The 11,999-nt window shown below is 54.0% G+C and carries 12 protein-coding genes; 9 read left to right on the plus strand and 3 right to left on the minus strand.

What is annotated here, in order from left to right; genetic code table 11:
• Window positions 1-21: 21 nt before the first annotated feature.
• Together ACQ4M4_RS13535 and ACQ4M4_RS13540 are read left to right on the plus strand one after the other, a co-directional pair.
• Complete coding sequence (locus ACQ4M4_RS13535; protein ID WP_430685020.1) at window positions 22-1,242, plus strand: M20 metallopeptidase family protein; 1,221 nt, start codon at window positions 22-24, stop codon at window positions 1,240-1,242.
• A 298-nt stretch (window positions 1,243-1,540) separates the two neighbouring features.
• The gene (locus ACQ4M4_RS13540) at window positions 1,541-2,152 is read left to right on the plus strand and encodes a DUF3318 domain-containing protein (protein ID WP_430685021.1); all 612 of its coding nucleotides are present in this window, start codon (window positions 1,541-1,543) and stop codon (window positions 2,150-2,152) included.
• A gap of 153 nt (window positions 2,153-2,305) precedes the next feature.
• Here ACQ4M4_RS13540 and infC read toward each other — a convergent pair whose 3' ends face one another.
• Together infC and ACQ4M4_RS13550 are read right to left on the minus strand one after the other, a co-directional pair.
• Window positions 2,306-2,797, minus strand: a complete 492-nt coding sequence (gene infC / locus ACQ4M4_RS13545; RefSeq protein ID WP_430685076.1) for a translation initiation factor IF-3 — start codon at window positions 2,795-2,797, stop codon at window positions 2,306-2,308.
• 126 nt (window positions 2,798-2,923) lie between these two features.
• Window positions 2,924-5,038, minus strand: coding sequence for a S8 family serine peptidase (locus tag ACQ4M4_RS13550; RefSeq protein ID WP_430685022.1), 2,115 nt, complete (start codon window positions 5,036-5,038; stop codon window positions 2,924-2,926).
• Window positions 5,039-5,383: 345 nt separating this feature from the next.
• Between ACQ4M4_RS13550 and ACQ4M4_RS13555 the strand changes: the two genes are divergently transcribed.
• The 7 genes from ACQ4M4_RS13555 (at window position 5,384) to ACQ4M4_RS13585 (ending at window position 11,206) form a co-directional block, all read left to right on the plus strand.
• The gene (locus ACQ4M4_RS13555) at window positions 5,384-5,995 is read left to right on the plus strand and encodes a hypothetical protein (protein WP_430685023.1); all 612 of its coding nucleotides are present in this window, start codon (window positions 5,384-5,386) and stop codon (window positions 5,993-5,995) included.
• 25 nt (window positions 5,996-6,020) lie between these two features.
• Complete coding sequence (locus ACQ4M4_RS13560) at window positions 6,021-6,401, plus strand: BolA family protein (RefSeq protein WP_430685024.1); 381 nt, start codon at window positions 6,021-6,023, stop codon at window positions 6,399-6,401.
• Between the two features lie 164 nt (window positions 6,402-6,565).
• Window positions 6,566-6,889, plus strand: a complete 324-nt coding sequence (gene grxD, locus ACQ4M4_RS13565) for a Grx4 family monothiol glutaredoxin (protein WP_430685025.1) — start codon at window positions 6,566-6,568, stop codon at window positions 6,887-6,889.
• Window positions 6,890-7,068: 179 nt separating this feature from the next.
• Window positions 7,069-8,235: an N-acetylglucosamine-6-phosphate deacetylase gene (gene nagA / locus ACQ4M4_RS13570; protein WP_430685026.1), complete on the plus strand. Its 1,167-nt coding sequence runs from the start codon at window positions 7,069-7,071 to the stop codon at window positions 8,233-8,235.
• A 69-nt stretch (window positions 8,236-8,304) separates the two neighbouring features.
• Window positions 8,305-8,532 (plus strand): hypothetical protein, encoded by a 228-nt coding sequence (locus tag ACQ4M4_RS13575; protein WP_430685027.1) that lies wholly within the window; start codon window positions 8,305-8,307, stop codon window positions 8,530-8,532.
• A complete protein-coding gene (locus tag ACQ4M4_RS13580; protein WP_430685028.1) occupies window positions 8,529-8,948 on the plus strand; it encodes a type II toxin-antitoxin system VapC family toxin in 420 nt (139 codons plus the stop codon). Before ACQ4M4_RS13575 ends, ACQ4M4_RS13580 begins: the two co-directional genes overlap by 4 nt.
• 110 nt (window positions 8,949-9,058) lie before the next feature.
• Window positions 9,059-11,206 (plus strand): protein kinase domain-containing protein, encoded by a 2,148-nt coding sequence (locus ACQ4M4_RS13585; protein ID WP_430685029.1) that lies wholly within the window; start codon window positions 9,059-9,061, stop codon window positions 11,204-11,206.
• 37 nt (window positions 11,207-11,243) lie between these two features.
• Here ACQ4M4_RS13585 and ACQ4M4_RS13590 read toward each other — a convergent pair whose 3' ends face one another.
• Window positions 11,244-11,972, minus strand: a complete 729-nt coding sequence (locus ACQ4M4_RS13590; protein ID WP_430685030.1) for an HAD family hydrolase — start codon at window positions 11,970-11,972, stop codon at window positions 11,244-11,246.
• Window positions 11,973-11,999: the final 27 nt, after the last annotated feature.

An 11,999-nucleotide genomic window follows, 5' to 3' on the forward strand; every position in this document is an offset into this window, starting at 1 on the left:
TCCACCCTTTTACAAATCCTCATGCTAGCGACTACTCTTAAGCCGTTGCCCATCGAAGCTTCTCGCATTCGCCTAGCGGTGCGATCGCTCCAGCCGCAGCTCGTCGCATGGCGACGCAACCTGCATCAACGGCCAGAGCTTGCCTTCAACGAAACCCTAACCTCAGCTTTTATCGTGCAAAAGTTGACGGAATGGGGCATTGAGTATCAGGCAGAGGTTGCAGGCACGGGCGTTGTTGCAACCATTCAGGGTGGTCGGCCAGGGCAGGTGTTTGCCATTCGGGCAGATATGGATGCGCTGCCCATCCAAGAAGCCAACGAGGTGCCCTACAAGTCGCAGCACGAAGGCAAAATGCATGCCTGTGGTCACGATGGTCATGTGGCGATCGCTCTGGGTGCGGCTTACTACCTCTCCCAACGCGCCGAACAACTCCCCGGCATCATTAAATTTATTTTTCAGCCTGCGGAAGAAGGCCCCGGTGGAGCCAAACCTATGATCGAAGCAGGCGCACTCAAAAATCCCGATGTAGATGCCATCATTGGCCTACATTTGTGGAACAACATGCCGCTGGGTTCCATTGGGGTGCGATCGGGCGCACTGATGGCCGCTGTCGAATTATTCGATCTTACGATTCAAGGTAAAGGGGGCCATGGCGCTCTACCGCATCAAACGGTCGATTCCATTGTTGTCGCATCCCAAATTGTGACCGCATTGCAAACGATTGTGGCCCGCAACGTCGATCCTGTAAAGTCTGCCGTGGTGACGGTCGCTAGCTTTCATGCAGGAAAAGCCAACAATGTGATTGCCGATTCGGCCCACCTCACAGGCACCATTCGATACTTCGATCCCACTTTTACTGACTTTTTTGAAACTCGCTTTCACCAAATTGTGGGCGGAATTTGCCAAGCCCACGGAGCCACCTACCATCTCGACTATCACAAACTGTATCCACCCGTTATTAATGACGAGGCGATCGCCAACCTCGTGCGCTCCGTTGCCGAAGACGTACTGGAAACGCCCCTAGGTGTGGTGCCCGAATGCCAAACCATGGGTGGCGAAGACATGTCCTTCTTCCTTCAAGAAGTTCCTGGCTGCTACTTCTTCCTGGGTTCCGCCAATGTGGATAAAGGGTTGGCCTATCCCCACCATCACCCCCGCTTCGACTTTGATGAAACCGCATTAGGTATGGGCGTAGAAATGTTTATTCGCTGCGTCGAGCGCTTTTTCAACATCGAGCTATAGGAGCGAGGGTTTAGGGATTAGGATTTAGGGGCTAGGATTTAGGATTTAGGGGCTAGAGACTCGTAGTTCATCACAGTAATTTTTTCGAGGTTTTGTAATCTCGAAAAAAATTGATTGATTGGAGTTTTGATAGTGTGAAACCTATCAAGAACTGCGTGACGACAGCGTACGAGAGGTTGAGAATTTGGACTTGGTGAGCCATAATTCCAACTCACAGGCAATCCCAATCAATACTTTTCCCACAAAATTTCTACCCTCTAACCCCTAGCACCTAACCCCTAACCCCTAGCCCACCGCTATGAACCAAGACGCTGAAATTGCCCATCTCATCGACTTAATGCCAGCATCAGGGCGCATGTATTGCAAGCTGCAAAGCCGATCTGAGCAACCTCAAGTCATTGCAGCGGATTTGCCCTTGCCCTGGAGCAAGAGCCGCCCCATTCGTATTAATTTTGACCTGTGGGCTGATTTGACGCGGCCCCAGCGTGACTTGCTGCTGCTGCGGACAGTGTGTTGGCTTAATACTGCCCGCTGGCTCAAGTTTGACCTGTCGCGGGGGGTATTGGCGGCAGGCTTGGTCGGGTCGCTGGTGGAATTGGTGCAAGGCGATGTAGTTGGCGTTGTCACGGGAACTTCGCTGATGGGCTGGGCGGGCTGGCGCATCTGGCAAGATAGCCGCAGCTCACAGCAAGAGATGCAGGCAGATGAGGCGGCGGTTAGCTTTGCTCAGCAGCGTGGCTATGGTGAACAGGACGCAGCCCGTCACTTGCTGGGTGCCATTGAAGCAGTAGCAAAAATTGAGAATCGCTTTGGTCTGGATTTTGTGGAATTGCTGCGGTGCCAAAATTTGAGGGCGATCGCAGGTCTCTCTTCTGTCAATATTCCACCCGATTTTCGGAACCTAAGGTAGTGTACAGGGCTGGATAAGCCGCAACACCCACGTTTGCTTCAATGAAAACAACCCCTCAGAATGCTCACCATTCAAAGGGGTTATTGAATATCGAAAATTGTGATCTACAAAATCATTAGCAAATCGTTAGCCAGAAACCTCACGGGCGATCGCTCAACCGGGAGACAGTTGCAAAACAAGCGCTTGTCGGTCAAACGATTGCACCTTACCAGCACTGCCAAGATCGGTTACAACCCGCTCTAGCAACTCCGTTGCCCGCTCACGATGCTGGTGTTCTCGTCCACGTAGCCGTACCTGAAACTTAACCGAATCACCCTTCTCCAGCCACTTAATAGCATGGTCGATGCGCACTTCATAATCGGCATCGCTTACATTAGGGCGTAGCTTAACTTCCTTCACGCTAGGGCGTGCACTTTGCTTTTGGCGTTTCTTTTGCTGGTACTGATACTTGCCGAAGTCGAGGATCTTAGCAACGGGCGTATCTTTCCCCTCAGAGACGACGACCAGATCAAGGCCAACATCCATAGCCTGCTGCAACGCATCACGAGTGTTGATCAATCCTTGATTGTTGCCCTCGTGATCAATCAGCAGAACCTGTGGCGAACGAATTTGGCGATTTACCAGTTGTTTTGGTGTTGTAACGATAGGACACTCTCCTTAAACAGTTAAAGATGCTAATTACTAGGGTACCGTACCGCTACCCGGCTAACACCCTCCCAACGGTCGAAAAGCGTTGAGAAAATCTTGAGAATTTCTGTGTTTTTTGTTGCCTTACAGCCCTAAGCTCAATTGCCAGCTCAGTAGCCGTCCCGTGTGTGAGGGCGAATAATCAATCAACCGCAGTTGCCAGGTGCCTCGTGGAGACTGGTTGAGCAGCTGCCGCAGCATAGGCGTGGTCTTTAGCGTGTAGGTGGTTTGCAGGCGGGTGGCGCGTCCCAACGTGCGGCTTTGCAACAAAACCGGGTCCGCCGATAGGGGCAGCAAGGTAATTTCCAGATCGCCTAAATATTGATGTTCCACGTCGAGGGTAAGCCGCAAATCTCGAAGTGGTGCCGTCTCCAAAACCTGAATCAGGCTGGTTGCGCCACCCAGGTTAAAGTCAGGAATTGTGGTTGGTGTTATGTTTTGCAAGGTGACCCAGCGTGTTGGAGCCGCCGCAACGGGAAGGCGATCGCGCGCAGCCTGAACCGCTTTTGCGGCATTGACTTTGCCATAGCCAAACCAGCGAGAATGCCCGTTAGCATTATACGTTCCAAAGCGATTTCCCAATTGGGGATCGGCATCGGTATCTACAATTTTGTCGGCGGTGTTCTGCAAAATTTGCTTTACATCACGGGCGGTCAAAAATGGATTGACCGACAAAATTAATCCGGCAATCCCAGCCACCACCGGGCAAGAACTCGACGTTCCCCCAAAGGTATTGGTGTAGTCGCCAGGGCCATAGCCTGTAGAACCCAGGCGATCGCTTGTCACCACACCCTGCCCGGCCAAGCTGCCCTGAATTTGGGGAGCCGTGAAGACATAACCCGTCTGTGGCAGCCAAACTCCCGGTGGTGCGTTATTACTAGGGGCACATACCGAAATCGCATCGCCCCAGTTGCTGTAGGCCGCCTTTTTGCCCAGGCTGGTGCTGGCCGATACCGTAATCACATCGGGATGCACGGCATACCCATTCAGCCAGTTGGTATTGCCCTTCAGCACATCGCCCTGCCAGCCCCGCTCATTGACCGTGCCGCTCACCGGGCGGTTGGCATTCCCTGCAGAAAACACAATGACGCAGCCTTTGCCATTGCGCCCTTGAGTTGCCGCCCGAGTCATCACGGCTCGCTGCCGCAGCGAGAGAGAGAAGTACACCGCACTAGGCCCCCAACTGCAGGAAATCACAGCGGCTCCCTTGTCGATCGCCCAGTTAAACAAGTCCTCAATTGCCTGATCATCCAAATAGCCCGTCGTGCGGATCGGCATCAGGCTACAGCCCGGAGCCACCCCCACAATGCCAACCGTGTTTTCTTCGGCCACGGCCACACCCGCGCAGGCGGTGCCATGGTTCTCGTGGGCTTCTTCGGGCATGGGTAGAACGTCATTGCGCTTGAGGTCGCGGGGAGCCACAATCTTGCCCTTGCCCTGAAAGTCGGGATGGTTCAGGTCAACCCCATCATCCGTAATCGCCACCACAATCGATCGCACGCCCCGAGTCACATCCCATGCCGCTTCAGCCGAAATGTGGGCAGACTGCACAATTTGCACACCACCCGTATTGCTGAGATACCACTGGCGACCGTATTCCGAATCGGTAGGCCGATACAACGGCTGTGCCTGAATCACCACATTGGGTTCGGCCACCAAAACTTCGGGCATGCGCATAAGTTGGTTGGCCAATTTGATGGGGTTGGCCGTGGCAAACTGCGTCAGCTCAAAGACAAAGGTTTGAGCAATGCCTGCCACAGGTTTAATGCCGCGAATGCCCAGGGAGGTGGCGATCGCCCGAATCGTCTCCATTTCGACCGAACTGCCAAACTGCACCGTCAGCTCATTGGTCAGATATACCAAGGTTTCGGGACTGTTTTCCATGGCGTATACGTGACTGGCAAACACGACCGAGGTAGCACTCCGCGCCGCTTGCATGGCCGACTCAAGCTGGCTTGGCTCGACCCGCAGCTCCACCAAATTCACCGTGGCGATCGCCATGGCCGATAGAGCACCCACATGGTTGGCCAACGCTTCCACCGATGCCTCGGGAACTAGCCGCACCGTCAAGCGATCGCGCACCTTGGTTAACCGCAACTCCTCGCCGCCCCGCTGCAAAATCAGCCCCTCTTGCTCAGGCAGAACTCCCCCCTGCGATGGCGTTGGGTTTGACGGTTGATTTGGGTCAAAAGCAGTCATGGCACGTGTTCCGCAGCATCAAGACCCATCCATAGTAATCGCAAATTTTTCGGACGTTACGAAATTGTGTCAATCCCTTCAAAATGCGATTCAAAATGCGATCGCACCCTGCCATGTACCAGCGCTCATTGGGCAACTGCACCCGCCTACGCAACAGGAACCTTCTCGCAATTTGCCGCGTCTCAATAGCATTAGCAGGTTGGGTAAAACCCTTACCAAGCAAGGCCTTGAGCAGGTCTTGCCAAAACCTGCATGCATTAGGTGATAAGATTTAAGGCTGAATAAACCGGCCTCAATGTTTTGCCACCTGTCCACTGTCCTTCAACGACATAGCCAACCCCTTTCATGCTGAACCCAAAATTTGTTCGCTTTGTTTCCCTGATCGGTTTGTTGTCGCTGCCCGCTGCCGCACTATTTGCGGGTAGCGCCGTGGCTCAGGTGCCTGACTTGCCCACTTCGGGTGACACTCTAGAAGAGTTGCCCAGTAGCGATGACATTCGTCCGCTATCGGAAGCGAACACCCTCCTCAGCATCGCCGCCGGACGCCGACTCATCGACGAAGCCACTCAAGCATTTAACGGACAAAACTATGGCGAGGCCACCCGTAAGCTACAAGAGGCTCGTCAGCTGTTCAATCAGCTCACCAACTTTTATCAAGACCTGTTCAACAGCTTTACCGGAGTAGACAATCGCATTGCCGATAGCCTGCGTCGGCAAGCCTTTGATACAGCGCAACTGCGCGATGAGGCCACCTACCAGCTGGCGCTGGTGCACCGGGCTCAAAACCAGCCCGAATTGGCTGTCCCTCTACTGATTCAAATTGTGCGCAGCCAGCAGCCCACCCGCGACTTGGGCCAGCGGGCTTATCGTCAGCTCTTTGAGCTGGGTTTTGTAGATTCGGCCTATCCACGCACGCAGGATACGGGCGCAACGCCACCTGCCAACGTGCCCAACTAGCACTAAACTTGCGCGATCGCCGATCATGCATAGCATGCAGCGAAATGTGCAAATTACCCGGAATGCGCGATCGCCCAATCGCCATATCCGAATTCGATGCGAAGCAACTACACTGGGCAATAGGGGAATTGTTTCTGGAGGTGGCATGATTAGCCCGAGTCAAGTTGAGGCCATGATTAAAGCGGGATTGCCCGATGCCGAAGTGCAAATTCAAGACCTCACAGGTGGTGGCGACCATTATCAAGCCGTCATTGTTTCTTCTTTGTTTGAAGGAAAAAGCTTGATTCAGCAGCACCAAATGGTTTACAAAGCGGTAAACCAAGCAATGTCTTCTGAAGCAATTCACGCCCTATCGCTCAAAACCTATACGCCCCAAGCCTGGGTTGAAGCAGGGCAAAAAGCCTAATTGTTTTGGTTTATTTGGCTGTTTATCCAGTTGGCTGTTTATCCAGTCGGCTGTTTACACGCTAAATCGTGAAGGCCGTGAACAAACGTGATGATCATGGGTTCAGTTCGTTGACCCATTCGATAGATCGGTAAGGTTTAGTTACTTAGTTGTAGGACAGTGCAATGACTCCAGAGTTAAAGCAACGCATCGACGACATTATCAACAACGACAAGATTGTTGTGTTCATGAAAGGCACAAAGCTGATGCCTATGTGTGGGTTCTCCAACAATGTGGTGCAAATCCTCAACATGTTGGGCGTTCCCTTCCAAACGTTTGACGTGCTGTCGGATGAAGAAGTCCGCCAGGGTATCAAGGAATATTCGGGTTGGCCCACCATTCCCCAGGTGTATGTGAATGGCGAATTCATTGGCGGTTCCGACATCATGATTGAGCTGTACCAAAAGGGTGAACTCCAGCAAATGGTCGAGGTGGCACTTGCCTCCTAGTCTGGTTGCTTGCTAGCCAGTCCATCATTTTCCGAGCACCTCATCTGTTCCCATGCAGACGAGGTGCTTTGTTTTTAGCACCTGTATGGAGACTTGCGCCGCTGATCATTCCGTCTGTGCGTGGTTTCGCTAGCAAAGAATGCTAACGTCGGAATCGTAGTTTTTTGAATGCGATCGCCATGTTTGCGCTCACCAATGCCACGGTGTACACCAGCCAACGCGTACTGCAAAACCATGCCGTGCTGATGGAGGGCGATCGCATTGTAGAGGTGCTGCCGACTGCAAACGTGCCCAGCACGTACCCAGCCGTGGATGTGGGTGGTGCTCATGTGGCTCCTGGCTTTGTGGATTTGCAGCTAAATGGCTGTGGTGGCGTTATGTTCAACGATGCGATCGCCCCAGAAACCCTCGACATCATGCATCGCACCAACCTCCAGTCGGGAACCACCAGCTACTTGCCCACCCTCATTACCGCATCCGATGAAGAAATGCTGGCAGCGATGGACTTGGTGCAACAGTACCGCCAGCAGCATCCCTATCAAGTGTTGGGTCTGCATTTAGAAGGGCCTTATCTCAACCCCATTCGCAAAGGCATCCACAACGGAGACGATGTGCGTCCAGTAGATGCAGCCATGCTGCACAAAATCGCTCAATACGGGCGCGGCACGGTGAAGCTGGTAACCATGGCTGCAGAGCTGGCTCAGCCCGACGACATTCAGGAGTTGATAGAAGCAGGGATCGTCATATCCATGGGGCACAGCCACGCGACCTATGAGCAGGCGATCGCCATGTTTGATGCAGGCGTGAGTATGGCGACCCATCTGTTTAATGCGATGACTCCTTGGCAGGGTCGCAGCCCTGGTGTGGTGGGAGCCGTGTTTCACCATCCCAAGGTGACGGCGGGGATCATTGCGGATGGGCACCATGTCCACTTCGCTTCGATTGCCCTGGCAAAGCACATTCTGGGCGATCGCCTCTTCTTTGTGACCGATGCCACACCGCCGGTGGGTACCAATCTAGACTCGTTTGCGATTGGCGGGCAACAGGTGTTTTATCGCGACGGCAAGTGCATATCGGCAGATGGCACGCTGGGTGGCTCGGCCCTCACCATGATTGAAGCCGTCGCCAACGGAGTTCAGCAAGCCGGCATTCCGTTAGATGAGGCACTGCGCATGGCCTCGACCTATCCCGCCCGAGCGATCGCCATGGAGGATGAATTGGGGGCGATCGCCCCTGGCTATGTGGCAAATTTGGTGGTGTTCAGCGATGCATTCCAAATTTTGGGCGTATGTGAGGCGGGCACCTATCGCCCTGCCGAGGCGTTAAATCTATCTTCAAAGGGTTGATTCAGCACTCTATCGCGTTCATAATCCTGACAGCAGCACAATGCTGATGCTGTTTTGCGGAGTTGCATCATGTCCGTTAAAGAATTGCAAACTCAGGTACTCGACCTTTCCGTGAGCGATCGCATGGCGCTGGTTCAGGTGGTTGTGCAATCCCTGCGCGATCCCCATCAATGTAGCGATCGCCGCACCCTTGTCCACAAAATGAAAGGCTTGCTGCGGACGGCCCAGCCAGCCCCAACCGATGCCCAAGTGGCAGATATGCTGAACCAACGCCAAATGGAGCGCACCCTGACTTGAGATTGTTGATTGATAGCCCCATCATTCTTGATTTTTTGCTGCATCGCGATCCCTTTATGCGAGATGCCGAAGCCCTCGTGGATGCCATTAGTTCTGGACTCATTGTCGGTTATGTCACGGCTTCCACCCTATCGGACATTTTTACCATTGCCCTCAAGCACACCCACAGTACCGATCGTGCCAAAGAAGCCGTCGCCCTGGTGCTAGCCATGATGGAAATTTGCCCCGTCAACCGTGCCGCCCTGGAGTTGGCGCTGACCTCTACCAATGCCCATTTGGATGATGCAATCCAAAATGCAAGTGCCATCACCCAGGGATTGGATGCGATTGTGACGCGCGATCGCACCTTTACCAATCCCTTAATTCCCGTACTATCCGTCGCGGAAGCGCTCGACCGACTGGACGATGGAGCTTAGGCGTCTGCTAGCTCGTTTGCCAAAACCAGAATTGCCACAGCGTTGAAACAGACCTCAGAATGGCTATAGTGTGAAAGCTGGGTTTCGCCCATTGGAGAGGTTGTTCACGCATGTCGTCACTCTACTGCACCCAAGGTCATCAAAACGTTGCAGGTAGCCGCTTTTGCTACCTCTGCGGCGAAAAGCTTCAGCCTGCCCAAGAGGATGGGCCAGCCAGAGTGCAGGGTGTGTTGTTGGGTGGCGCATCCACCGATACGCTGAGTCAGCGCTATCGCATTTTGCGACAGCTGGGCCATGGTGGCTTTGGCCGTACCTACTTGGCCGAAGATCTAACCCGCTTTAACGAACTCTGTGTTCTCAAAGAATTTGCGCCTCAGGTGCAGGGTAGCCATGCGCTGCAAAAAGCCGAGGAGCTATTTGAGCGTGAAGCTGGGGCGCTGTACCAACTCCAGCATCCTCAAATTCCCCGGTTTCGAGAGTTGTTTCGCACCACGTTTGAGCAGCAGCCGCGCTTGTTCTTAGTCCAAGACTATGTGGAAGGGCCAACCTATCGGCAAATTTTGGAATCGCGTCGGTATGGCGATCGCACCTTTACCGAAGCCGAAGTGACTGAGCTGATGCGGCATCTGCTGCCCGTGCTGCACTACATCCACAGCATGGGGGTGATTCACCGCGATATCGCTCCCGATAATTTGATTCAGCGATCATCCGATCAGTTACCCGTTCTAATTGATTTTGGTGGAATCAAGCTAATTGCGGCTAGTGTGGCATCGGCCTATGCGCCAGAGCCAGCCTACCTTACCCGCGTTGGCAAAGTCGGCTATGCCCCCGAAGAGCAAATGCAGCAGGGCAAAGTGTTTCCCCATAGCGACCTGTACGCCCTGGCCATGACGGTGCTGGTATTGCTCACTGGGCGCGAACCGGGCGAACTTGGCCCCCCCGATCGAGGGCTTTGGCAGCAGTGGGTATCCGTGAGTCCGGCGTTTTTGCTGGTGCTAGAGCGCATGATGTTGGCAAATCCGATGGCGCGCTACCAATCGGCCACTGAGGTGATGCAGGCTCTAGAGCAACTGCCGCAATCGTTTACTCCGCCGCTGCCGCTCCAGCATCATCCGCCTTCGCCCACCTATCCACCCTCCACGCCCGATTATCCACCGCCAAACTATTCCACCGCCAATTACCAAACCCAGGCCCCAGTTCCGCCAGCTTCCAATATGGGAACGGTCGTGTATCCCAATGCGGCTGTCCCTTCAGCCCAACGCAAGTCGGGGGGGGCGGGTTGGGCATCGGCGCTGCTGGTGCTGTTTGTGTTAGGTGCCGTTGGCACCGGGGCATGGCTCACGCGCAGTTTGTGGCTGCCCCGAGGCGAAGAAGGCGTAGTGGATTCAGACCCCAGTCCTTACCCACCAGACGAGCAAGCCCGTAAAGAGGTTCTGCGGCAGCGACGACAAGAGTTGGGCGTGAACTCTAGTTTTTTGGTGCGGTTAACCGATGCCTCGTTTCATCGAGAGCATCCAGAGCTAGACGGACGCAGCCTCACAAATGGGCCGGAAGATGCCCGATGGCGAGAAGAATGGGATGCGATCGCCAGCCAATATCTCGACACCTTTGAACAACAGCTCAGCACCGAGGCTCGTCGCCGCATGGGCGAGTTTGGGGCAAGCGATCGCGAGTCTTGGAAGCAAGCCGTGAATCGGCTAAATGTGAGCAGCCGTGCACTCAATGACCTGGCCGATGCACGGTTCTTCCAACTGTATCCCGATTGGCGTGGGCAAGATTTTATTGATCAGCCAATTGGACAGGTTTGGCAGGCGATCGCGCTAGATCAGCTTCAGTCGTTGCAAGCGGGCGATCGGTTGGAGCGGATTGAGTTTGATCCGGGAGCCTTCAACACATCCGTTGGCGGAGATTTAGCAGCGGGCGAAGGCATGGTCTATATCGCTCAAATGCAACAAGGGCAACTCTTTCGTATGAATGTGCAGGCTCCACCCGACTCAACCCTGCTGTCCCTGTATGTACCCGTTCCCACGCAGGAGGTGCCAGTATTGCTAGAAGACTCGTCGGATACGCAATGGTCTGGAACCCTACCCCAGTCTGGTTTTTATGAAATTGTGGTAGTTACCAATAGCCCCGATCGCGATCGCGCCTTTGGCTATAGCGTCAACCTTGCAGCCGATGAGGTGACGATGACCATTGAGCCTGAGCCTTCTCCTTCCCCGACTGAAGATGTGCCGATTGGCCCCAAAGCCGATAACTAGTCACGACAAAACGATTAGCCTGAGGCGTCAGCCGAACTCACTTGGATTGAGACAATAAGTGATGAATTAGCTCAACAACTCCAGCACCCCGAGCTGATTCAGTAACATGATGGGCGATCGCCTTCACACTAGGCAATGCATTGGCCACGGCCACACCATAGCCACACGCCTGAATAAAGTCGATGTCATTTTCAGCATCGCCAACCCCCACCACGGTTGAGGGCTCTAGCTCTAGCTCCGCCAAGGTTGCCTGTAACCCCGAAACCTTGTTGACTCCCGGCGGCAGCAACATTACCGCTCCTTTGTTCAAAATAATGTCGAGATCGAGGTTCATATCATCGATGAGCTGCTGAGCCACCCGATCGTGGGGTTCCCACGTGGCAACAATTACTCGACCAACCGCCACATCCACACTGCGATCGCGCATGAGTTGGCGAAATTCGTCCTGCATGGTGATGGAGTCGGTGGTAGTTTGCAGGCGATCGCGCAACTGCTGAATAAATTCATCCGGTGGCCGCTCTCCAAACAATTGCACCGACTGATCATGAGGGCGATATAGCGCAGCGCCATTTTCGGCAACCACCCGATCAAACAGATCCGGCTGAGGGCACACCTCCAAAAAATCATCTAACCGTCGTCCGGTAATCAAGATGAGCTGCTTGCCCGCATCTCGCCAACGAGCCAACGCATGCAGCGTCTCCTCCTCTAGCAGCCCATCGGTGGCTACGGTTCCGTCATAATCTGTCGCGATCGCGCGATAACTCATGCAAACTCCATGAAGCAGATGCATTCA

This window comes from Leptolyngbya sp. AN02str (assembly GCF_050565595.1).
Taxonomy (GTDB): Bacteria; Cyanobacteriota; Cyanobacteriia; order Elainellales; family Elainellaceae; genus Kaiparowitsia.